The organism is Sphingobacterium anhuiense (genome assembly GCF_042686355.1).
Classification (GTDB): domain Bacteria; phylum Bacteroidota; class Bacteroidia; order Sphingobacteriales; family Sphingobacteriaceae; genus Sphingobacterium; species Sphingobacterium anhuiense.
The window spans coordinates 110,807-135,140 of sequence record NZ_JBHUPE010000007.1 but is presented as its reverse complement, the minus strand read 5'-3'; the positions used below and the strand labels follow the sequence as shown (position 1 = coordinate 135,140).

The 24,334-nt window shown below is 36.4% G+C and carries 15 protein-coding genes; 12 read left to right on the top strand and 3 right to left on the bottom strand.

Annotation, left to right across the window (positions count from 1 at the left end; all coding sequences use genetic code 11):
• Window positions 1–21: 21 nt before the first annotated feature.
• Window positions 22–969, bottom strand: a complete 948-nt coding sequence (locus ACFS6I_RS17325; RefSeq protein ID WP_380922453.1) for a GDP-L-fucose synthase family protein — start codon at window positions 967–969, stop codon at window positions 22–24.
• A 404-nt stretch (window positions 970–1,373) separates the two neighbouring features.
• Window positions 1,374–3,320 (bottom strand): polysaccharide biosynthesis protein, encoded by a 1,947-nt coding sequence (locus ACFS6I_RS17320; protein ID WP_132840825.1) that lies wholly within the window; start codon window positions 3,318–3,320, stop codon window positions 1,374–1,376.
• Between the two features lie 633 nt (window positions 3,321–3,953).
• Between ACFS6I_RS17320 and ACFS6I_RS17315 the strand changes: the two genes are divergently transcribed.
• From ACFS6I_RS17315 to ACFS6I_RS17300, 4 genes are all read left to right on the top strand, one after another.
• Window positions 3,954–5,219 carry a chloride channel protein gene (locus ACFS6I_RS17315; protein ID WP_380922450.1) on the top strand — a complete coding sequence of 422 codons (1,266 nt, stop codon included), beginning with the start codon at window positions 3,954–3,956 and terminating at the stop codon, window positions 5,217–5,219.
• 222 nt (window positions 5,220–5,441) lie between these two features.
• Entirely contained in the window at window positions 5,442–6,647 is a 1,206-nt protein-coding gene (hmpA, locus tag ACFS6I_RS17310) for an NO-inducible flavohemoprotein (protein ID WP_380922448.1), read from the top strand.
• A gap of 496 nt (window positions 6,648–7,143) precedes the next feature.
• Window positions 7,144–9,051, top strand: coding sequence for a heparinase II/III domain-containing protein (locus ACFS6I_RS17305; RefSeq protein WP_380922446.1), 1,908 nt, complete (start codon window positions 7,144–7,146; stop codon window positions 9,049–9,051).
• 116 nt (window positions 9,052–9,167) lie between these two features.
• Complete coding sequence (locus ACFS6I_RS17300; RefSeq protein WP_380922444.1) at window positions 9,168–10,415, top strand: glycoside hydrolase family 88 protein; 1,248 nt, start codon at window positions 9,168–9,170, stop codon at window positions 10,413–10,415.
• Between the two features lie 229 nt (window positions 10,416–10,644).
• On the opposite strand, the gene ACFS6I_RS17295 is transcribed toward ACFS6I_RS17300, so the two are convergent.
• Window positions 10,645–10,836: a cold-shock protein gene (locus ACFS6I_RS17295; RefSeq protein WP_021190047.1), complete on the bottom strand. Its 192-nt coding sequence runs from the start codon at window positions 10,834–10,836 to the stop codon at window positions 10,645–10,647.
• Window positions 10,837–11,092: 256 nt separating this feature from the next.
• Between ACFS6I_RS17295 and ACFS6I_RS17290 the strand changes: the two genes are divergently transcribed.
• The 8 genes from ACFS6I_RS17290 (at window position 11,093) to ACFS6I_RS17255 (ending at window position 24,247) form a co-directional block, all read left to right on the top strand.
• Window positions 11,093–13,423, top strand: a complete 2,331-nt coding sequence (locus ACFS6I_RS17290; protein ID WP_380922442.1) for a GH92 family glycosyl hydrolase — start codon at window positions 11,093–11,095, stop codon at window positions 13,421–13,423.
• Window positions 13,424–13,429: 6 nt separating this feature from the next.
• Window positions 13,430–14,143, top strand: coding sequence for a basic secretory protein-like protein (locus tag ACFS6I_RS17285; protein WP_380922440.1), 714 nt, complete (start codon window positions 13,430–13,432; stop codon window positions 14,141–14,143).
• A 12-nt stretch (window positions 14,144–14,155) separates the two neighbouring features.
• The gene (locus ACFS6I_RS17280; RefSeq protein ID WP_380922438.1) at window positions 14,156–16,447 is read left to right on the top strand and encodes a GH92 family glycosyl hydrolase; all 2,292 of its coding nucleotides are present in this window, start codon (window positions 14,156–14,158) and stop codon (window positions 16,445–16,447) included.
• A 102-nt stretch (window positions 16,448–16,549) separates the two neighbouring features.
• On the top strand, window positions 16,550–17,950 hold the full coding sequence (locus tag ACFS6I_RS17275) for a sensor histidine kinase (RefSeq protein ID WP_380922436.1): 1,401 nt from the start codon (window positions 16,550–16,552) through the stop codon (window positions 17,948–17,950).
• A gap of 3 nt (window positions 17,951–17,953) precedes the next feature.
• Window positions 17,954–18,637 carry a response regulator transcription factor gene (locus ACFS6I_RS17270; protein ID WP_380922434.1) on the top strand — a complete coding sequence of 228 codons (684 nt, stop codon included), beginning with the start codon at window positions 17,954–17,956 and terminating at the stop codon, window positions 18,635–18,637.
• Window positions 18,638–18,737: 100 nt separating this feature from the next.
• Window positions 18,738–19,313 carry a discoidin domain-containing protein gene (locus ACFS6I_RS17265; protein WP_168127653.1) on the top strand — a complete coding sequence of 192 codons (576 nt, stop codon included), beginning with the start codon at window positions 18,738–18,740 and terminating at the stop codon, window positions 19,311–19,313.
• A 12-nt stretch (window positions 19,314–19,325) separates the two neighbouring features.
• Entirely contained in the window at window positions 19,326–22,418 is a 3,093-nt protein-coding gene (locus ACFS6I_RS17260) for a SusC/RagA family TonB-linked outer membrane protein (protein WP_380922432.1), read from the top strand.
• Between the two features lie 17 nt (window positions 22,419–22,435).
• Window positions 22,436–24,247 (top strand): RagB/SusD family nutrient uptake outer membrane protein, encoded by a 1,812-nt coding sequence (locus ACFS6I_RS17255; protein WP_380922430.1) that lies wholly within the window; start codon window positions 22,436–22,438, stop codon window positions 24,245–24,247.
• Window positions 24,248–24,334: the final 87 nt, after the last annotated feature.

The window sequence follows — 24,334 nt, the reverse complement described above, 5'->3', positions numbered from 1 at the left end:
AATTTAAGTAGTATTGAATACTTATAATTTTACTTCTTTGTAGTTATCCTGATTTTCTAAAAACCATTGATAGGTAGTCTGAATACCATCCTTTAATTCAATTTGATGTTTCCATCCCAATTCATGCATCTTACTGACGTCCATAAGTTTGCGTGGAGTTCCATCGGGTTTACTGCTGTCCCAGTTAATTTCTCCTTGGTGACCGACAACAGATTGAATGAGAGTGGCTAAATCTTTGATACTAAGATCTATTCCTGTACCGACATTATATAGGTACTCAGGAAGCTTATTTTCTAACGCAAATGCAACAGCTCGAGCTAAATCATCCACAAATAAAAATTCGCGCATCGGACTTCCAGATCCCCATAAGTTGACTGTGGTATGTCCTTCTAATTTCGCTTCGTGAAATTTTCGAATCATCGCTGGCAGGACATGTGAGCTTGTGAGATCAAAATTGTCATGTGTGCCATATAAATTTGTAGGCATAAGGCTAACATAATCTTTTCCAAATTGATTACGTATCGCCTGACATGCTTTAACCCCCGCAATCTTTGCCAAGGCATACCATTCGTTTGTTGGCTCTAGACTATCCGTCAATAAACTGGATTCTTGTAAAGGTTGAGGTGCAAATTTGGGATAAATACAAGAAGAACCTAGGAAAATAAACTTTTCAACATCGTTTTTTAATGACTCGTTTATAAGGTTGTTTTGAATTTGCATGTTATCCATCAAGAACTGATAAGGATAATTGTTATTGGCTAATATACCTCCTACTTTTGCAGCAGCATCAATTACAATGGCTGGCTTTTCATTCCTGAAAAATTCCTGTACTTCGGACTGGTTTCTTAAATCCAGTTCAGCAGAACTTCGTAAAACGAAATTATGGTAACCTAAGTTCTCTAAATTTCTTTTGACTGCTGAACCAACCATACCACGATGACCTGCTATATATATTTTTTTGTCTTTCATCTTTGTTCTTACTCTATTTACAGACTGGATGATATGAAAAAGGAAATCAGTATTGCTACATAATGGCTCATTATATTGAACTCTTTGAGTACATATAAATTTGACTACCGGATTCTCATCCAAAATACTTGAATCGAATGAATTTATTTTTTATAAATAGCAATCCGATGAAGAATTCGATGGCAAATTACGAAAGAATAATTGGAATTGTATGAGAAATAAATGTATTAAAATATTTGAAGAGAGCCTTTAGAGATGGGTAAATTCATTGTGAAACAAACAGGAGATTAAGACAGCGACTGTACATCTTTTATTCACAGATATAAAACTCAAAAAAAATAACCCACCTATATATAGTAAAGCGGGTTATTTATTGTTTTGTAACGATATTTATTTATCGAATATTAAGTGTTTAAAATAACTTTTTCTTCAAGATGGTCATCCAAATCTTTAAATATCGAATTCTGTGACTTAAATTCTGGAACAATTTTCTTAAGCTGTAGCACTAGTTGCATGTCATTGATATCACTTTTGTCAAACGAAGTAATGTCACGGCTCAACTGCTCAATTAGATGACATTTTTCAGCTATGTCTTCTCGATTTACTTGAGCGATCATAATTTTAGGATGATGCGTTTTTTGTGTATTTTCATCATTCGCTAATAATTCCTCAAATATTTTCTCGCCTGGTCTTAAGCCTACTATCTTAATATCAATATCTTCAGGATAGCGGTAACCTTTCAGCTTGATCATGCGCTTGGCCAAATCTATAATTTTGACAGATTTACCCATATCAAAAACAAAGATTTCTCCACCATTGCCCATAACACCAGCTTCTTGAACTAATAGACAAGCTTCTGGTATAGTCATAAAATATCGTGTGATGTCTTCATGTGTCAGTGTCAATGGCCCACCTTGCTCCATTTGTTTTTCAAATAATGGAATAACAGATCCATTTGACCCTAATACATTCCCAAATCGTGTCACAATGAAATTGGTTTTTCCTAATGCGCTACAGCTGTTGACATATATCTCAGCCGCCCGCTTTGTTGCTCCCATGACATTAGTTGGGTTGACAGCTTTATCTGTAGACACCATGACAAACTTATGGATACCATATGCGACAGCCAAATCCGCCATATTTTTACTGCCAATTAAATTGGTCCAGATAGCTTCATATGGGTTTTGTTCCATTAAAGGAACATGTTTATACGCCGCCGCATGAAAAATCATCTGTGGGCGATAACGTTTAAAGATCCGTTCCAAAAATAGCTTATCACGAACGTCACCAACAATACACTTAACGCGATCGGGATGAGAAGCTTTTAGCGATTGTTGAAGATCGTAAAGTGGTGATTCGGCTTGATCCAATAAAATAAGGTGACGGTAATTGCGTTGTGAAATCTGACGGGATAATTCTCCTCCGATCGAACCGGCAGCACCAGTTATCAAAATTACTTTATTGTCCAATTCTGCATCAATTCCCGGATTTTCAATCTTAATCGCTTTTCTTCCTAATAAGTCCTCAATCTTTAGTGGACGAATCTCACGTTTGGCACCAGAATTTAACATAACCCGTGAATTCGGCATGATTTTCAGTTCAAGATTAAGTTGTTGAAAATGGTCTGTTACTTGTACTAACCTTTCTGGATCATTGTTTTCCACTGCAATAATAACTTCTGATATATTGAATTGGTCAATGAAGGCTTGATCTATTTTTTCCAGATAGAGTATACGTAATCCCGTAATACGTTTACCTACACGTGAAACTTTATCTTCGACAAACGCAACAACATGATTTTTGATACGGCGGTCTTCACGTAAAAGTGAATAAGCTACTAATCCAGGTCTGGAAGCTCCAAAAATTAATACATTTCGATTTTTCCGATTGGGAAGAAAAAGCATGTCATAAATGCTTCTGTAAGTTACACGTGCTGCAACCAACATCACCATGGTGAAAAAGCTATGCATAAAAAGTATGATGTACGAGAGGCGTAAGAAATCGCCAGCAATGGTTCCTTTTGGAATATAGTAACGAATAGCAATCGTTGGTATTGCTAACAACATAAATGCCAACCAGACCGTTTTAAATATTTTTATAGCATCTTGAATACCAGTTTGACGAATAATGCCTTTATAGGTCCCCATTATCGAGAAAGCAAAGCTATATACCAGTAAAATAAGAATACTTTTCTTCAGCATCATGGCCGTCGAATATTGTTCATGCATGCTGTTAAAAATGAAATTAGAAATAGCATAACAGACAAATACGATAAACAAATCAATTAAAAGAATAACCCATCTTGGATTGTCTTTTCGAAATTTTCTCTTTAGCAGCGTAAGGTTAATCATGAAACATGTTTCAAATAGTAGGTGATTTTATTACAATAACTTTGATATAAGATAGATGTTGAAACAACTACCTAATTTTAAAAATTGTTGGTTTTTGTCGTCAGTAATACCCTATTCAAATTTCCCATCATGAAGTAAAAATCGTGCCAAGATATTCATGATAATAAAATATAATTGATAAAAGGAATACTGATTACAGCTAATTTGGCCGTTGGTCTACTAAATAAGTAAAAGGAATAAAAGATATTAAAAACTGATCTGTTCCAATTTATTCGAGTTCTTTTCTTTCATCATTTATTGTAAAATGATATATTCATTGTCCAATGGCTTGTAGCTACAAATCTACATAAATTTAATTGTTACAGTGATTTTTTTTCTCTTTCAAGGGATAATTTTTGTTAAATAATCGAGGAATAACTGAAAAATAATTCATTATACTAATTTAAATGGTTCAGTATTTTAGTAAACAATTTATATGTTACTGAGGTGTTCTTTGATTTTATGTTTGTATGTACAGTTTTATATTCATGGATTAATAATGATACTAACCTAGATTTTGCACAGTTTTTCTTGCAAATACTTGAATTACTGCATTTTTTTATGCTAGCTTTGCGCCAGAATAGGAAATCGATCATGAAAGATAAAATAAAACTGTACAGTTATTTTAAGCTCATGATAGGCAGTATTATTGTTGCTGTGCTATCTGGACTTTTGGCGTATACACTCAAACACCTCACTACCTATTGGCAAGATTATCTGTTCGAGCATGTGTCGAAAATCAATCATTATCTCTATATTATCTTTCCGTCCATAGGTATTACTATCATTTATTTTTTGCGGAAATACGTATTTCGAAATAAGAAGAATAAAGGCATTCGTGAAATTTACCGTTCTCTGGATACACGTCAAGATCATCTTCCGTTTTATAAAATTCCATCACATTTTATTAACGGCCTTCTTACGGTTATTTTTGGAGGATCCACGGGTATAGAGGTTTCTACAGTTGTCGCTACCGCTTCATTGGGCAATCAAATGAGTAAAAAAGGCTGGGCACCGATGAAATATAAGCGCGAACTAATTTGTGCTGGCGTGACAGCGGGTGTCGCCGTGTTGTTTGGAACTGTTTTAGGCGGTTGGTTTTTTGCTATTGAGGTGATCGCTCGAGGATTAAAGAAAACTGTTTTATTGAGCTGTACAATAGCTGGAATTGTCGCTTATGTAGGGATACATTTTTTTGAAAAAGAACCATTGTTATCCTTTCCAGTTGTGGAGTGGCATTGGTATGGACTGCCGTTTATGATGTTGGTCGCTGTATTCGGAGCAGTATTGGCTAATTATTTTATGAAACTGGTCTTGACTTCTAAAAAACTTTTTGCTCGAATAAATAGTAATTTTTTGAGAGTTAATATTGGTGCAATTACCGTAGGAAGCTTTATTTTGTTCTTTCCTGCCTTGTACGGAGATAGTTATCACGGTCTTCAGCAAATGATCAAATTGTCTACAGCATCAGAGGGAGTAGTGATGATTCCGATATCATTACTGATTTTGGTCATGTTGAAACCCTTGGTCGCATCCCTTACTTTGGGCGCCGGTGGTGATGGTGGAGTATTTGCGCCAAGTATTGTTGCTGGGGCTTTTTTGGGTATGACAGTTGCATTGTTTTGCAATATGATTTTTGGTTTAGATTTATTGATTTTAAATTTTGCCTTGGTAGGTGCCGCTTCGACATTAGCAGCTGCTATTCATGGTCGTTTCACTGCCTTGTTCTTGATCTGCAGTATGGCTCCGGGTGCATATATCCTACTATTTCCAGTAGCAATTGCAGTATTGATCGCTTATACCGTAGCAAAAAAGATAAACCCTTATAATGTCTATACGTATCCTGAAATAGCAAAGTAGTGGCTGTATTTCTTGCTTGTGTTATAAGTTTTTAAATAAAAGATGGAAAAGTCTTTTATTATTTTTATCTTTGTGAGACTTAGAGATGAGTTTATTTATTTTAAGTTTATCATATAAAATGATTAATTATAGCAATTAGCCACGTTTCTAGTACTTTGTTTCATAAAGCATTTTTTTACAACAATAAAAGATGTAATTATCTTTTATTTTTATTGATATAACATGACAGCAGATCAAAAACAATTAGTAAAGGCTACTGTGCCAATTTTAAAAGAGCATGGTGTGTTATTGACAACACATTTTTATAAACGTATGTTTGAGCATAACCCTGAATTGAAACATGTGTTCAACATGGGCAACCAGCAGAATAATAAACAGCAGACAGCGCTAGCAATGGCCGTACTGGCGTACGCAGAACATATCGAAAACCCAGGTGTATTGATGCCGGTTGTCAATGGTATCGGTCATAAGCATACCAGTTTATCTATCCGTCCGGAACATTACATAATTGTGGGCAATCACTTAATTGCATCCATTGCTGAGGTTCTAGGCGATGCTGCTTCAGTGGAACTGTTAGAGGCTTGGACTCTGGCTTATGGGCAACTTGCTTCTCTGATGTCTGGTCACGAGCAGTCACTCTATAGCAAGCAAACAGCCAAAGTCGGAGGTTGGTCTGGTTGGAGACCTTTTGTTGTAAAGCAAAAAATTAAAGAATCGGAAGAGATAACCTCATTTTATCTATATCCCAGTGATCGCGGAGCAGTGGCTGATTTTTTGCCAGGCCAGTATATAAGCCTACGTTTATTCTTACCAGAATTGGATCTGTTGCAACCGCGACAGTATAGTATTTCATGTGCCCCAAATGGAAAATACTACCGTATTTCTGTGAAACGAGAAATCGGAACTAAACATCCTGACGGGATGATCAGTAACCATCTTCATAATCATGTGGAAATAGGTGACTTGGTCGATTTATCTGCACCGGCGGGAACATTTGTGCTCCAACTAGAAAATCAAAACCCAAAAGTATTTATAAGTGGCGGAGTCGGACAAACTCCTTTGATGGCGATGCTTGAAGAATTGGTAAAAGATAAAGTAGAGTCACCTATTCCAATTACCTGGATACACGGTTGTAGAAATGAGTCGGTGCATGCATTCAAGGATAGGCTTGCAGAAATCGCTAGAGATAATAAGATCGATCGCCATATTTTTTATGATCATATTGAGGAAACAGCAGCATTTGAGTATAAAGGCTGGGTAGAGCTTGCGCAAATAAAAAATGTGGTATTGCAACCGGAAGCAGAATATTTTATTTGTGGTCCAGCTCCCTTCATTTCAAAACATTATCATTTTTTATTGGAACATGGAGTCGAGAAGTCAGCCATTTATTTTGAAGAATTTGGACCAGCATCATTACAGTTGAATTAATCAAAAAATATTTATTACATCAGTGATTCTTTTCAAATCAAAAAGATAATAATCGATATTAAAAAAGACCAAGTTTCATTATGAAGCTTGGTCTTTTCTATTCAACATAATTTAACCTATTATATTAAAGGCGATATTTCCCACCAGCTTATTGCTTATTATCTTTCCTTTTATATTTTATCGAAATCGATTGCGATAATTTCAACATTTTTAATGTTGAAATACCTTATCTTAGAAATTTAAAAGTAGGTAAATCCCACTCAAGGATATTCTTAATATAGTTTCAAATTATGATTAATACAAAATATTCCGTTTAAATCTTATTGTTATGATGGTACACTTTTTAATTTCAAATTTGGCATCAACAGATATGATGACTCTTTTTATCAAGAAAAGTGAATACAGCATTTTAATGCTGGTGGCGAGCTACTAGAGGAGTTAAATTGAGTGAATACATGAATAGGGTTATTTCCAAATTTATATCAACATAGATCTTATGAAAAAGTTATTGATGTGCTTATTGCTTTTACAAATTTGTTTTTTTGCAGTGATAAAGGCAGATGAACTAAATTTATTAAGCGGAAAATTTAATCCAGCAGATCTCCAACGAGATCTGCTTCCGACTAAGCAATGGGTTCCATTCCCAGAGTATCAGGATCGAGCAGCTTGGTCTGAGTTGACGAAAACAATAGCTGGTACTTTATTAAATAAAGGAAATAGTGATCTAGATTATCAATGGCAGGTTGTGAAAGCCTCAGATTATCTGGCCTATGAGCGAACAGGGTCACGTGTGATCATGGAGAAGCCGATGAATGAAAATGCGATCGCATTGAGCAACTTGTTTTTAGCCGAATTGGCTGAAGGAAAAGGCCGTTACTTAGATCAGATTATCAATGGCATCTGGTATTTTACCGAGATGAGTACGTGGTCATTATCTGCACATCTACCCGCTTTTCAATCTTCAAAACGTACGCTACCACAAGAAGGTACGCACGTCGTAGATCTAGTCGCAGGCGATATGGGATCCATGCTTTCTTGGATATACTATTACCTGCATCCTGAAATGGACAAGATTAATCCCGAGATTAGTAGACGTCTAAAAAAATCAGTTCAGGATCGAGTTATTACACCCTATTTGAACCGCAATGATATGTGGTGGCAAGCACTTGCGGGAAAACCGAATCAGATGGTCAATAATTGGAATCCTTGGTGTAATTTTAATATACTGACCTGTTTATTGCTCATCGAAGATGACGTCGAGAAACAGCGCGCCGGTATATATAAAACGATGCAATCTGTCGATATGTTTATGAACTATGTCAAAGCAGATGGAGCTTGTGAAGAAGGGCCTTCTTATTGGGGGCATGCAGCAGGTAAGCTCTATGATTACCTCAAGATCTTGGCAGATGCAACAGGTAATAAAATTAATATTTTCAATCAACCCGTGGTTCGAAATATGGGAGAGTATATTGCGCAGTCATATATCGGCGGAGATAATTGGGTTGTAAATTTTGCCGATGCTTCTGCAAAAGGCGGTGGTGACCCGTATTTGATATACCGTTATGGAAAAGCTGTCAACAGTACAGAAATGATCGATTTTGCACGTTATCTGCAAAATAAAAGAAAACCTTCTTTTAAATCAGATCGTGATATCTTCAGAAGTCTCGAAGATCTATTGAGTTTGAACGAAATTGAAAATGGGTCGGGAAAACTTCCAACAAATAGCTACAAGTGGTATCCGCAAACAGAATTCTTATACATGAAAGATGACGATTTATTTTTTGCTGCGAAAGGCGGTTATAATAATGAAAGTCATAATCATAATGACATCGGAACATTTATTCTATATCGTGCTGAAAAACCTATTTTTATCGATGCCGGTGTTGGTACATATAATAAGAAGACCTTTAGCAGTGAACGTTACGACATCTGGTCCATGCAAAGTGGTTATCACAACCTGCCACAGATCAATGGTCATGATCAAGTATTCGGAGCTTCATATAAGGCGCAAGATGTATCATTTGATCCGAAGAAAAAGTTGTTTAAACTGAATATTGCAGGAGCTTATTCAAGTCAGGCTGCGATCAATTCATGGAATCGTAGTTATCAATTAAAAAACGGGGTGCTGGAAATAATAGATAAATTTGATCTTAAAACACCTACATTATCTAATGTAATTCATTTTTTATTGGCAGAAAAACCGGTTGTTTCCGGGGGAAAGATTGCGTTGAATGGAGGAAAATATCATCTAGAATATAATGTTGCTGAATTTGATGCTGAATTTGAAGCTATTCCTCAGTCTGATATCAGACTAAGTCAGGTCTGGGGTGATGCTATCTTTAGATTATCATTGAAAGCGAAAAAAATAAAAGAGAAAGGTACTTATATATTTACCGTCAAATAATTTTGAATGACTAGTATCCTTTGTGTTATTCTCAAAAATAGATAGCACAGATTATATTGAGATGCTATTTAATAAAGAGATTTTATGTGTTTACTATTTATATTATGAAGATTCTTATGAAAAGAAAAATATTGATTCCTTTATTGGGGCTTACAGTGGCAGGTTTAACACTAAGTTTTATACCTAATAAATTGCCATTTATCAAGAAAAGTTTTGAAGCTTCGGAAAAGCAATATACATATTTAGCAAAGCAAGCTGATAAATTGAAAAATTTTCCAAGAACAATAAATAAGAAAGGTGAGTTGGTCGTGACGAGTGAGTGGGATTGGACAGGAGGTTTCTTTCCTGGATCGCTTTGGTACATATACAACAAAACAGGTGACGAAGGAATAAAGAACGAGGCGATAAAGTGGACCGAGGCTTTAGAGAAAGCGAAAAACCTTGACCAGCACCATGATATTGGTTTTGTGATGTACTGTTCTTATGGTAATGCGATCAAATATCTCAAAGATCCAAAAAAGGTAGAAGCTTATAAAGATATTATTATTCACTCAGCTAATACTGCTTTAAAACGATATAACCCAAAAGTAGGATTGATTAAATCATGGAATCAAAAGAAGTCATGGGACGGCAAAACAACTTGGCAGTATCCTGTTATTATTGATAATATGCTGAATTTGGAGATGTTGTGTTATGTTTCGGATATTACAGGAGATCCTAAATTTAGAAATGTTGCGATCAGCCATGCAACCAAAACAATGCAGAATCATTTCCGTCCGGATCACAGTACCTACCATGTTGTGGATTATGATGAAAATGGTAAGGCCATCCATAGGCAAACAAATCAAGGTTATGCTGATAATTCGACTTGGGCGAGAGGTCAGGCCTGGGCAATCTATGGTTTTACGATGATGTATAAAGAAACCAAAAAGAAAGAGTTTCTGGAGACAGCCAAAGCTGCAGCAAGTTTTTATATGAATCATAAGAACTTACCCAAGGATAAGATTCCTTACTGGGATTTTAATGCACAGCAGGAAGGGTATAAGTCAGATCTTGACTTTGCCTACTTGAAGCTTGATTATATACCGAGAGATGCTTCGGCGGCGGCGGTTGTTGCATCAGCATTGGTCGACCTATCTACTTTTACTACAGGGAAAGAGAGTAGATCTTATTTAGAATTTGCTAAGTCAACTCTAAAAACATTATCTGGACCAGCTTATTTTGCTGACTATGGGACAAATGGAGGCTTTTTATTAAAACATAGTGTTGGAAGTATACCTCACAACTCGGAGATTGATGTGCCACTGGCTTATGCAGATTATTATTATTTGGAAGGTTTGACAAGATTGTCCGAATTGAAATAAGAAAATCTGTAAAGGAAAATATATTTTATATCGTATAGTTATGCTCAAGGATTTAAGTGTTCTTGAGCATATTTATGTTAGCATTTTTTACGGTAGAAAAGAACCGTTAAAGAATCTTTTATGCTGGAGTTAAAAGATCGTATATCTGGATTTGAGTTTTTGCTGTTTGTAACAAAAAAAAAGCAGCTTCCTGTGAGGAAGCTGCTTTTGCAAGAAAATATAATAGTAATTAGTTTATTCTTACATTAACAGCATTTAAGCCTTTTTTTCCGTTTTCAATTTCGTAGCTAACGCTATCGCCTTCTCTAACTTGGTCTTTTAAGCCTGAAATGTGTACAAATACATCGTCTCCACCATTTTCAGGGGTAATAAAACCAAATCCTTTAGTTTCATTGAAAAACTTTACAGTTCCTTTATTCATTTTATTTAAAAATTATATTGATACAAGGATAGGCTAAATATGTGATAATTTCCCAAAGGTGAGTAAAAAAGACTTTCAGATGACATTTCTGTTTTTTGTTATACCTCCTTTGTAATAAAGAAGATAGGATTTGCGAATTGCTGTAAATTTTATTTTTATTTATTGCTAAAAGGTTTTATCTTTAATCTCGTTAAATCAATTATTTCTTCGCTATGATGTTGAAATACCCAATTTATGTCAATTTAACTTACCACATATGATTTTTAAAACCCTAAAATGGGGGATAGCATGGAGTTTAAGCCTATCCTTATTTTGTACGAATACTGTTTCTGCCCAGAAATTAAATGGCAAAGCTGTTGATCCTGTTGATTTGGTCAACCCGCTTATGGGAACAGATTCAAAACCTTCGCTGTCAAACGGAAATACATATCCTGCAATCGGATTACCTTGGGGTATGAACATGTGGACTCCTCAGACCGGGAAAAATGGCGATGGCTGGCAATATACCTATGCCGCAGATAAAATAAGAGGATTGAAGCAGACGCATCAGCCGTCTCCATGGATGAATGACTACGGACAGTTTTCTTTAATGCCAGTAACCGGTAAAGCCGCTTTTGATCAAGAAGAAAGAGCCAGTTGGTTTTCACATAAAGCTGAAAAAGCAACTCCTTACTATTATTCCGTGTATTTAGCGGATCATGATGTAACAGCAGAATTAACACCGACAGAGCGTGCCGCTTATTTTAAATTTTCTTTTAATAAGACAGATTCAGCATTTGTTGTCCTTGATGCCTTCGATAAGGGATCTGAAGTACAGATTATTCCTGAAAAGAATATGGTTATCGGTTATTCTACACGATACTCTCGTGGAAAATTGACAAATTTTAAGAATTATTTTGTCTTAATATTTGATCAACCTTTTGATAATTACTCAACATGGGAAGGTAAGGAACGTTTTAAAGGTAAATTAAAATCCACGGCAGATCAGACCGGAGCAATTTTAGGTTTTAAAGTAAAAGATAAATCTAAACCTGTTCAAGTTCGTGTAGCTTCTTCATTTATCAGTGCAGAGCAAGCACTGCTCAATCTCAATGAATTAGGTAACCGTACTTTTGATCAAGTAAAGGCTGATGGAAGAGCAATCTGGAATGAAAAGCTAGGTCGATTAGCTGTAGAAGGTGATAATATCGATCAGATGCGTACTTTCTATTCGACCTTATACCGTACGTTATTCTTTCCAAATAAATTATATGAAATCAATGCCTCTGGAGAAAAGGTACATTACAGTCCTTATAATGGAAAAATATTACCAGGATATTTATACGGTGGTACAGGTTTTTGGGACACGTTTAGAGCGCTGTATCCATTCTTGAATCTCATGTATCCATCCATCAATGTTGAAATGCAAGAAGGATTGAAAAATGCGTATTTAGAAGGTGGATTTCTTCCAGAGTGGAGTAGTCCGGGTTTTGCAGATATCATGGTGGGTAATAACTCTGCTTCAGTAGTGGCTGATGCCTATATTAAAGGACTGAGAGGATACGATATCAATACACTTTATGAGGCTTTGAAGCATGGGGCTAACAATGAGGGACCAATGACTGCAGTAGGCCGTAAAGGAGTTGAGTACTATAACAAATTAGGTTATGTGCCTTATGATGTAGGAATCAATGAAAACGCAGCACGTACACTGGAGTATGCGTATGATGATTTTACAATTTATCAATTAGCCAAAGCATTAAAAAAACCGAAAGCAGATATTGAACTATACGCAAAAAGAGCACAAAATTATCGTCATCTATTTGATCCATCAACAAACTTAATGCGCGGAAAGAATAAAGATGGCAAATTTCAGAGCCCATTCAATCCATTGAAATGGGGTGATGCATTTACCGAAGGCAATAGCTGGCATTACTCGTGGAGTGTTTTCCACGATATAGAAGGATTAATCGGTTTGATGGGGGGTAATAAACAATTTAACACCATGTTAGATAGTGTATTTACACAGCCACCAGCTTTCGATGATAGTTACTACGGTGGTACGATCCATGAAATTCGTGAAATGCAGATCGCGAATATGGGACAGTATGCGCATGGTAATCAACCCATCCAGCACATGATCTACTTGTATAATTATAGTGCTCAACCTTGGAAAACACAATATTGGGTTCGTCAGGTCTTAGATCGTATGTATCAAGCTACTCCCGATGGCTATTGTGGAGATGAAGATAATGGTCAAACTTCGGCTTGGTATGTTTTCTCTTCACTTGGATTTTATCCGGTTTGTCCTGCTACCGATGAATACGTATTGGGGGCACCACTTTTCGCAAAAACAACATTAAAACTGGAAAATGGTAAAACAGTTGAAATCCTCGGAAATCAAGCTAGTGCACAGAATTTCTATGTCAATGACTTAAAAGTTAATGGAAAATCCTACACTAAGAATTGGTTAAGCCACCAAGAATTAGTGAAAGGTGGAACACTATCCTTTGATATGACTTCTAAACCAAACTACAACCGCGGAGCTACATTAGACGCAGCCCCTTATTCGATGAGTACGGAATTAAAGACAGTTTTTAAAAAATAATGACAAATGAAATTTAGTCAGATAGTTGGTTGTGTAATAGGGTTGATTGCTTGTCAATCAGCCCTTGCTCAAGATAACTGGAACCATACAGAACATGATCGTAAGGTAGCAGTTGATACGGATAGTATTACAAAGAATGGTTACACATTGATTTGGATAAATAAGGATAAAGATTTTAGCCCTGTTTTGAAAGAAAAATTGATCCATACTTTTTTTGTCAATTACCCTAAGTTGGCAAAAACGTATAACAAAAAGACAATGAAAAAAGTATCTTTTGTGATCGATCCCGATTATAAAGGAGTAGCCGCAACAGCCGGTGGGATAGTAAGGTATAGTCCTGAATGGTTTGCGAAGAATCCAGGAGATATAGATGTCGTAACCCATGAAGTGATGCATATCGTGCAAGGCTACCCCAATGGATCTGGACCTTGGTGGATTACAGAAGGAATCGCTGATTATGTCCGTTTTGCCGATGGTATAGACAATGCTGGTGCAAATTGGAAATTACCAGAATGGAATTCAAGCCAAAAGTATACAGAGTCTTATCGTGTAACCGCCCGTTTTTTCTTTTGGATAGAGAAAAAGGTAAAAAAAGGATTTGTTAAAAATCTAGATTTGGCAATGCGGAATAAAACCTTTACAGATGGATTTTGGGAAAAGCAAACAGGAAAGACACTAGATGAGTTATGGAAAAACTATAGCCAGGCTCCAAGTCTTTAAAAATCTAAACTTATGAAAAGTAAACAACTCCTATATTTAGGATTGTTCCTGTTTCCTAACCTGCTACAGGCGCAGTCCAATTTAATACAATACGTAAAACCTTTAATTGGTACAGCCCGCATGGGGCATACATTTCCAGGAGCAACAGTACCATTTGGGGCCGTACAGCTAAGTCCTGATACAGACACCATTCCATATGCTATGAATGGTAAATATAATGGTGATGTCTACAAGTATTGTGCAGGGTACCAATATGATGACCCGACCATCGTTGGGTTCAGCCATACTCATTTTAGTGGCACAGGACATTCAGATCTGGGTGACATCTTAGTTATGCCCACACAGGGTAAAGTTCAGTTGAATCCAGGTACTGCCGATAGACCACAGGATGGATATCGTTCACCATATTCACACAGTAATGAGGTTGCAGAAGCAAATTATTATAAGGTACTCTTAGACAAACATCAGATTAAAGCAGAGATGACGACCACAAGTCGTGTAGGCATACATCGGTATACATTTCCAAAATCTGATGCTTCACACTTGATCTTAGATTTAACCGCCGGTATTTATAATTACGAAGCTAAAAATGTTTGGACTGTAGTACGTGTTTTGAATGACTCGACGATCGTAGGTTATCGTCAAACAAATGGATGGGCTCGTACAAGGACAGTTTATTTTGCGATTAAAACTTCGAAAGCATTTAAAAATTATGGAGCTAAGTATGAAGATGCAAAACAAGTGTATGCGGGATTTTGGCGAAAATTTGATCAAAAAAATAATTTTCCGGATTTAGCGGCACATCAGATCAAAATGAATCTGGATTTTGACACGAAGGATGGTGAGGAGGTTTTGATGAAGGTAGCACTAAGTCCCGTAAGTATGAAGAATGCGCTTGCGAATATGGAACACGAAGCACCAGATTGGAACTTTGAAAATTATGTGAAAGCGGGTCAAAAATCGTGGGAGCAGGAACTGAACAAAGTACAGGTGGATATGCTGAACAAAGAAGATCTGATTAATTTCTACACCGCCATGTACCATGCCAGTCTGATGCCGACAGTGTATATGGATGTGAATGGAGAATACAAAGGTTTGGATCAAGAAGTGCATCAGGCAAAAGGATTTACCAATTACACCTCTTTTTCGTTATGGGATACTTTTAGGGCATTCCATCCATTAATGAATTTAATCAATCCTACGCGCAATGCCGATATGGTGTCATCCATGATGGCACACTATGATCAAAGTGTCTTGAAAATGTTGCCTATTTGGTCGCATTATGCCAATGATAATTGGTGCATGAGCGGGTATCATTCAGTCTCGGTGGTGGTAGATGCAATTTTGAAAGGAGTTTACAAAGGAGATGCCGAAGCCGCGTTGGCAGCATGCGTTCAAACAGCAAATGCGCGTAAATATGAAGGAATAGGATCCTATATCGATTTAGGATATGTACAAGATGAAATTTCTGGGACTTCAGTTTCCAATACTCTGGAGTATGCTTATGATGATTGGTGTATCGCGCAACTTGCTAAAAAATTAGGTAAAGACGACATTTACAAAGATTTTATTAAAAGAGCATCTAATTGGAAAAATGTTTATGACCATTCTATCGGCTTTATGAGACCTAAAGATGCAAAAGGAATATTTAGATCCAAATTCGATGCTTTGGAGACCCATGGTCAAGGATTCATAGAGGGGAATACTTGGAATTACAGTTTATATGTACCACATCAGCCAGTGGCTATGATGGAAATGATGGGGGGACCCAAAAAATTAGAAAACTATCTGGATTCCTTGTTTACCATGGAATTACCAGATAAATATTTCGAACATACAGAAGATATCACCCGCGATGGGATTATTGGTAACTATGTACATGGTAATGAACCATCGCACCATGTCGCATATTTATATAATCAAACCGCTAGCCCTTGGAAAACACAAGCTCGTGTACGTCAGATCATCCGTAATCAATATCATAATGGACATGCAGGCTTAGGTGGAAATGATGACTGTGGGCAGATGTCTGCATGGTATTTATTTACTGCTTTGGGCTTTTATCCAGTTGCACCTGGAGATGATGCTTATTGGATAGGGAGTCCATTGGTCAAATCGGCAAAGATTAACCTAGAAAATGGGAAAACGATTACAATAGATGTGAAAAATCAATCCGAAAAAAATGTCTATGTAAAAAAAGTAAGCTTAAATGGTCAACCGTTAGCTGGTTTGAAACTTTCTTATGCTGCCATTATGAATGGAGGGGCACTGCAATTTGAGATGACTGATAAGCCAGGGAAATAGATTTTTATATTGACCTATCATGTAAATAAATCAAGTTTCATAAAAGCATAGATCACATCGTTTATTGTGGATCTGTCAATGATAAAGTTTATGAATAAGAAGATGAGTAAAATTAAGATCATTCAAGCAGTAGCCATTACCAGCTTTGTGGTCTTAATTTTACTTCAATTGAGACTGATATCGAGCGTTTATAAAATTGAACAGCTTGAGTTCCTGAAAAATGAAAAAGCAGAGATCAAATTAGCATATGAGGAGTCTATCATCAATGACAAGTTGTATCCAGGAGGGCAGGCAATTATTGATTCGATCTTGGTTCCGCAGTACGGAACATTACAAAAGCTGTATCATGAAGATCCAAAGCTTTTTCGCCGTAAATTAAAAGATCTGGGAAATGAAATTTTGGTAGAATTAAAAAAGAAAGCAGATTTTGAGGTTCAGTTTCACAATATCATTCGAAACCTAAAACTAGACTTGACCGAATATGATTATGCTTTGTATTTGGATAAGCTTGCGCTAACGTTTGACGGTAAAATCTATTACTCATTGTTTGAAGTTAATTCGACAGATCAAGATGGATTAATCGATGGAAATTTTGATGTCGTTCGTCCTCAAAATATTGTCTCTGCCATTACGGTTACACTTCCTTCTAATAATTCTAGCTTAATTGCTTTTAAGTTATATGCTAGTAAGCACAATCAGGTAAAAAATATAGTTTTGGCTATTGCCCCATTGCTACTTTTGTCTAGCAGTAGTATTGTCGTTATTGTTTTTTTATTTTTCATCACCATGAGGAATTGGATAAGACAAAAAAAATTGAATGAGATTTCAGCCGATTTTTTTAATCATGTAACGCACGAATTTAAGACACCCTTAACAACCATACAGGTCTCTGTCAAAAATTTAAAAACAGACCTGGAAGATAAAAAATGGGAAGGTGGTTACAGAAGTGTAGATGTCATCACTAGGCAGACCCAAAGATTAGATAAACTGATCAATCAAGCATTGGAGGTGTCAGCTTTTGATCCACAGGCTGCACAATTTCAAAAACATCTTTTAGTAAAAGATCTCAATGATATTATTCTTGATAGTCAAATTAAATGGAAAAAAGAAGCAACTGTAGTATTGAATTTTGAACCTCATACAGTTGACTTATATGTTTATTACGATCATTTTATGTTAACCACTTTAATCACCAATTTAGTGGAAAATGGATTAAAATACAACGTAAGTGAGTACAAGAGAGTACAAGTAAATGTTTTATATATTTCCCCAAAATCGTTAATGATTGAAATTGGCGACAATGGGTTTGGAATTGATAAACAGGATCGAAGTCGCATATTTAATAAGTTCCAAAGAGGTCGGCAGATCAGATCCTCAACAGGATTAGGGTTGGGTTTATATTTTGTTTATAATATTGTTGCGGTACATAAATGGAAACTCGACCTGGAGACTTTTCAAGATCAGGGGACTATTTTTAGAATAATAATTCCAATTAGTAAATAGGATATGGAAGGAAAAATATTACTTATAGAAGATGATGCAGATCTTGGAGTAGAGGTGCAATGGTATCTGGAAAGAAGTGGATTTCATGTACAGCTAGTCGATGATGGGGATAAAGCTTTAATGTTGAGTAAAAAACAAAATTTCGATTTATTGCTAGTCGATGTTCAACTGCCATCATTTGATGGCTTTGAATTGGTGAAGCGGATAAAGGTTTTGAAACCTGAATTTCGTTTCTTGTTTTTAACAGCACGCAATGCAAAGGAAAGCTGTATTGCAGGACTCAAACTAGGAGCAGAAGATTACGTTACTAAACCATTTGATACCGAAGAGCTCTTATGGCGCATGAACAATATTTTAGCACGTGGCAAAGAGAAAAAGATAGAAGAACTACAAATTGCAGATGTTGTTTTGTATTGCAGTGCTATGGAAGTACGTGTTAATGGAGGAAAAACATTACGTTTGACTGCACGTGAATTTGAAGTCTGGAAATATCTATTGCAAAATTTAGATCGCGTACTGACCAGAGAAGAAATACTCAATAAACTATGGGGGGAAAGTGACTATTTTATGGGACGCAGTCTAGATGTCTTTATTTCTAAAATACGGAAAGTGCTCTTAGATTCTAATCAATTAAAAATTGAAACAATCTATAAAGTTGGCTTTATCACCCGTTTGATCAGCAATTAATAGAAAAAGAATGATGTTAACAATTGATTAACAAGTTTTTGAAATAGGCTTCTCTATATTAGAGTACTAATTCGTTTTAGTATAACTAATTAAGCCTATTATGAACAAACTAACCAGATCTAGGCGACTATTGCTTTTCGTGGGCATGCTGTTGTCTTTTAGTGCTTGTCAAAAAACAGAAGTCAAGCATTATGAATTATTACCCCCAGAAACTGAGCCTGAAATGGACATCACGATTTATGGTAAACTCACTGTTAACCATGAAAATAGTGGTGGTTCAGGTGCTGGTGAGGGCTCTCCAAAAGTAGTCGATGACGACTATTCAACAAAATTTCTAATTAATCCCTATGTGAATGATCTTTTTCTACAATTAACTTTCCCCGGCGGAATTGCCGTGACTTCTTATGTATTAGCCTCTGCCAATGATGCTCCTGGAAGAGACCCTAAAAATTGGGATCTAGTTGCCTCAAACGATGGAGAAACCTGGACAACATTGGAAAGTAAGACTGGGTACACTTTCCCAGATCGAAATTTTAAGGTACGCTTTGACATCTCCAATACAACCAAATACAAGTTTTACAGACTGAATATCAAGGAAATTGCTGGTGGAACAGGTCTGTTTCAAATGGCCGAATGGCGATTGATCTCGGATCCTCAAAAAAGTGCTAACCAATAATAAACCTATTAGATGATGAAAAATATAATCAGAACAATATTTGTTCTTATAGCTTTTTGTAGTTGCTACTGGGGCAATGAAACTTTTGCACAGCAAGCAGGGCAGGTTCTTGTAAAAGGAATTGTGCGTGATGAGATGAATGTAAATCTGGCAGGAGTAACAGTGACCAATTTAATGACAAAAAACTCTGCTGCAACCAAAGAAAATGGACAATTTGAAATACTTGCAAGTCGAGGTGATTCTTTGACCATAACCAATATCGGATATGAAACTTTCCGCACAGTTATCAATAATGCAATTACGATAAATGTTATTTTAAAAGCAACAAGTAATGGTATTAATGAAGTTGTGGTTGTGGGCTACGGTCAACAAAAGAAAATTTCAGTAGTCGGTGCCCAATCAAGCGTAAATGTTGAAGACCTTAAACTTCCGGTAGCTAACCTAAGTACCATGTTAGCAGGAAGAATTTCTGGACTGGTTGGAGTACAGCGCTCAGGACTTCCGGGTGCAGATGGGGCCGACTTGTGGATTAGAGGTATCTCAAGTATGTCTGGAAATACAGGGCCATTAGTAGTAGTTGATGGAGTACAAGGGCGTGATATTAACGGTCTTGATCCAGAAGATATTTCCTCACTGACTATTTTGAAAGATGCTTCGGCTACTGCTGTATACGGTGTTGCAGGAGCCAATGGGGTGATCTTAATCAGTACAAAAAAAGGAATCACGGGCAAGCCATCATTAATGTTTAATTACAATCAAGGTTTTACATCATTTACAAAAAGACCTGAATTAACAGATGGAGTAACCTATATGTTGTTGCGTAATGAAGCACGATTAGCTACAGGAATGCAAAAGGAATATTCAAATAATTATATCAACAATACCATCTTAGGACAAGATCCTTATCTGTACCCAAATGTGAACTGGATGGATCAACTTTTTAAGAATTCAGCAAGCAATCGTCGTGCAAACTTTAGTGCCCGTGGTGGGTCAGAATTCGCAAGCTATTATGTTTCTGGAGCTTATTATGATGAATCGAGTTTGCTTAGAACTGATGCGCTACAAAAGTATGATGCTACAACCCGATTTAAGCGCTACAATTTTACTTCAAATATCTCGATGAATTGGACGACAACAACAAAATTCGAATTGGGAGTACAGGGAAATATCGGAAATATCAATTATCCCGGAGTAAAACCCGAGGAAGCTTTTGGCAATGTTATGCAGACTAATCCAGTCTTATATCCAGCCATGTATCCAGGTAACTTTGTTCCTGGCGTTAGTTCAGCAGGTGCACAACCAAATCCATATGGACAAATAACGCAAACAGGTTACCAAAATATTTTTAACAATCGAGTGATGTCAAATGCTAGACTGACACAAGATTTGTCATTTTGGTTAAAAGGACTGAATTTTTCAGCTTTATATTCATTTGATATCTGGAATGAACATACCATCAATCGTACCCGAAATCGGAGTACTTATTTGATAAATCGTTTGTTTCCATATGACGATCAAGGTAATCCCATCTTAAATATTATTTCGCAGGGTGCTGATGATTTGGCATTCTCTAAATCAAATAATGCCAATAGACAGTTTTACACCGAAGCTGCTTTAAATTATAATACTGTGATTGCAGACAAGCATCAAATCTCAGCTATGTTATTGTATAATCAGCGTGAAATCGTAGAAGCATTTGCAGATAATGTCACATCGTCATTGCCTTTTCGTAACATGGGAACAGCTGGACGTTTAACATATTCTTATGATGATAAGTACTTTGTGGAAGGTAATTTTGGATATAATGGTTCTGAAAACTTTGCTCCTGGAATGAAGTTTGGTTTCTTCCCTTCTTTTGGGGTCGGCTGGGTAGTTTCGAATGAGAGATTTTTTGAACCAGTGAAAAATGGAATTAACTTTTTAAAATTACGTTATTCTGATGGTAAAGTTGGAGATGGCAGTAATGGTGGTACTCGTCGTTTTGGTTATCTGACTTTAGTCAATACGGATGCGGGAGGTTATACTTTTGGTAACGGTCTTAGTAATACGGGGTATGGAGGTACAGCGATTTCAGACTATGGAACAAATGTACAGTGGGCGGAATCTCACAAACAAAATCTAGGTTTAGAAATAAAAACACTAAAAAGTAAATTATCATTAACAGTTGATTTTTTTAAAGAAAAAAGAACAGGTGTATTTTTACAGAGAGCCTCGCTTCCTGACTATGTTGGATTGACCAATAATCCTTGGGCTAACTTGGGAATTATTGAAAATAAAGGTATTGATGGAACATTAGAATTAGCACCATTTCCAGTTGGAAATGTTCATGTAGATCTACGCGCTACTTTCACTTATAATAAAGATAAGATTCTTGAAAATGATCAACCAAGACAGCCTTTTCCATATATGGAAAGAAGAGGTAACAACGTATTGGGAATATATGGATATCAGGCCGATGGTTTATTTCAGTCGGAAGATGAAATCAAAAATCATGCAGATCAAAGTGCTTTAGGAGCGCAGCGTGTAGGAGATATTCGTTATAAAGATTTAAATGGTGATGGTCTGGTTGATGCTAATGATGTGAGCTGGATAGGTCATGGAGATGTACCCAACTCAGTCTTTGGTTTTGGAGTTAATGTTTCCTATAAGCAGTTTTATTTTGGCGCATTTTTTCAAGGCACTTCAGGAGCTCAACGCCTAATAGGTGGAGACGGTATTATTCCTTTTAATAACAGTACCGGTGCCGAAAGAAGCAATCTTTATGCGATTGCAGAAGACCGTTGGACAGAAGAAAATCCATTGGAAAATCCATTCTACCCACGACTGGCTTATGGAAATGCAGCTAATAAGAATAATTCAGCCGCTTCAACATGGTGGGTGAAAGATGTAGATTTTCTTCGCTTAAAAACAATGGATGTTGGCTATAATTTTAAAAAGGACTTTTTGGAAAGGATCAATGTGAAGAATGCACGTATCTATGTCCAAGGTGTCAATTTACTTTATTGGAGCAAATTTAAGCTTTGGGATCCTGAATTGAATACCGGAAATGGCACACGTTATCCGAATGTTAGAACAATCTCAATGGGAATACAAGCAACATTTTAACTTTTAATCTTACAAAAATGAAAATAAATAAATTTAGCTGGATGATAATTGCAGCTTTAGCTTTGACATCTTTCAATGGTTGTAAAAATTATTTGGATCAAGTACCTGATGATGTGATTACCGTAGAGGATATTTTCAAATCCAAAACGAATACAGATAAGTTTCTAGCCAATATATACAGTGTTATTCCTAACGAACTGGTACAACGATTTACAAATTCGGGTAATGCAGGTCCATGGACTGCGGCCTCCGATGAAGCCAAATATACCTGGGATTTTAATTATGCAAATAACATGATTTCAAGTGTATGGAGCAATACTGATGGTGTTGTTGCTGGATTTTGGAATAGCTACTATGAAGGTATCCGAAATGCATCATACTTTATTCAAAATATTGATAATGCAAATCCTGTTGAAGTGACATCAGTCATGAAATCAACATACAAAGCAGAGGCACGAGCACTTCGGGCACTCTATTATTATTATTTAGTAAAAACATATGGGGCTGTACCCTTGATTGGTGAAGAGATACTCGATATCAATGCACCTCTTTCTGACCTTAAACTTGCAAGAACTCCTTTTGATGCCTGTATTGATTATATCGTTGACGAATTAGATGAAGCATATAAAGAATTACCATATCGTCCTAATAATAATGAATACGGAAGGATTACAAAGGGAGTCGTTAAGGCATATAAATCAGAAGCACTCTTATTAAAGGCAAGTCCTTTATACAATGGAAATGCAGACTTTGCATCACTGAAAAATCCAGATGGAACAGCTTTATTTAGTGCGACAGAAGATAAGCAGAAGTGGCAGATTGCTGCAACGGCTTCCAAGGAGTTTATAGATGAATTTGTACCAACTTATTATGATCTCTATCAGGAAACAAATGCAGACCCTTTCGTTGCAGCATATTTATCATGCCGTAATGTAATGACTATAGATTGGAATAAGGAGTGGATATTTGCTCGATCAAATAGTGGAAATAATGCACAATATGACCGTACACCAAAACATGTCGGTTTCCCATCAGCAGCACAAGGGGGAGGAGCTCTTGGAGCAACGCAGGCAATGGTAGACGCTTATTTTATGAAAAATGGATTAGCGGTTACCGATTCAAAATCTGAATATTCTGAAGTAGGATTTGTTAACTATAAGGCTCCCTATGATGTTGCAGATCGTACAACATTTAAAATGTATGTAAACCGTGAACCACGTTTTTACGTAGGAATTACTTATAGTGGAAGTTATTGGCTTAATCAAGCAAATAGTAGTACACCTGTCATCTCATGGTTCAATTATAGTGGAAATTCAGGCCGATCACAAAGCACATCGGATGTAACGCCTACCGGTTATACAGTGAGAAAGAATGTCGGAACAAACGGAAATAATCGAGGAGCTTTGTTGTTAAGATTAGCGAATATTTATCTCAACTATGCAGAAGCATTGAATGAATCTTCTCCAGGAAATGCAGATATTCTAAAGTATGTCAATTTGATCCGAAAACGCGCTGGTGTACCAGGATATGGCGAAGGAGATGTTGCTATTCCTGCAGGACAGGCGGCAATGCGCGAGGCAATTAGAAAAGAGCGTCAAGTAGAACTGGCTTTTGAAAATGTCCGTTATTTTGATACTCGTCGTTGGAAAATTGCTGAAAATGTAAGTGGAGGACCAGTGTATGGAATGAATCTGAATGCCGATGGAAATGATTTCTTTAAGAGAACGGTAATCGAAACAAGAATCTTTAAAAAGCGGGATTATCTATTTCCAATTCCGAATAATGAAGTACTGAAAAATGAGAAACTAATTCAAAATGTAGGTTGGTAGTGTTTGTTTGTAATCAAATCGAGGTCTTTTTAAGACCTTGATTTGTTTTATGCCCTTTAACCTAAAATTTTTGTAATTATAACAGTA

Excerpts from the sequence above, each read along its gene's own strand:
- ACFS6I_RS17280 (WP_380922438.1), top strand. The coding sequence starts at position 14,156 with ATGAAAAGTAAACAACTCCTATATTTAGGATTGTTCCTGTTTCCTAAC.
- ACFS6I_RS17305 (WP_380922446.1), top strand. The coding sequence starts at position 7,144 with ATGAAAAAGTTATTGATGTGCTTATTGCTTTTACAAATTTGTTTTTTT.
- ACFS6I_RS17315 (WP_380922450.1), top strand. The coding sequence starts at position 3,954 with ATGAAAGATAAAATAAAACTGTACAGTTATTTTAAGCTCATGATAGGC.
- ACFS6I_RS17325 (WP_380922453.1), bottom strand. The coding sequence starts at position 969 with ATGAAAGACAAAAAAATATATATAGCAGGTCATCGTGGTATGGTTGGT.
- ACFS6I_RS17265 (WP_168127653.1), top strand. The coding sequence starts at position 18,738 with ATGAACAAACTAACCAGATCTAGGCGACTATTGCTTTTCGTGGGCATG.
- ACFS6I_RS17270 (WP_380922434.1), top strand. The coding sequence starts at position 17,954 with ATGGAAGGAAAAATATTACTTATAGAAGATGATGCAGATCTTGGAGTA.
- ACFS6I_RS17290 (WP_380922442.1), top strand. The coding sequence starts at position 11,093 with ATGATTTTTAAAACCCTAAAATGGGGGATAGCATGGAGTTTAAGCCTA.
- ACFS6I_RS17320 (WP_132840825.1), bottom strand. The coding sequence starts at position 3,320 with ATGATTAACCTTACGCTGCTAAAGAGAAAATTTCGAAAAGACAATCCA.
- ACFS6I_RS17255 (WP_380922430.1), top strand. The coding sequence starts at position 22,436 with ATGAAAATAAATAAATTTAGCTGGATGATAATTGCAGCTTTAGCTTTG.
- ACFS6I_RS17295 (WP_021190047.1), bottom strand. The coding sequence starts at position 10,836 with ATGAATAAAGGAACTGTAAAGTTTTTCAATGAAACTAAAGGATTTGGT.
- ACFS6I_RS17300 (WP_380922444.1), top strand. The coding sequence starts at position 9,168 with ATGAAAAGAAAAATATTGATTCCTTTATTGGGGCTTACAGTGGCAGGT.
- ACFS6I_RS17275 (WP_380922436.1), top strand. The coding sequence starts at position 16,550 with ATGAGTAAAATTAAGATCATTCAAGCAGTAGCCATTACCAGCTTTGTG.
- ACFS6I_RS17285 (WP_380922440.1), top strand. The coding sequence starts at position 13,430 with ATGAAATTTAGTCAGATAGTTGGTTGTGTAATAGGGTTGATTGCTTGT.
- ACFS6I_RS17260 (WP_380922432.1), top strand. The coding sequence starts at position 19,326 with ATGATGAAAAATATAATCAGAACAATATTTGTTCTTATAGCTTTTTGT.
- hmpA (WP_380922448.1), top strand. The coding sequence starts at position 5,442 with ATGACAGCAGATCAAAAACAATTAGTAAAGGCTACTGTGCCAATTTTA.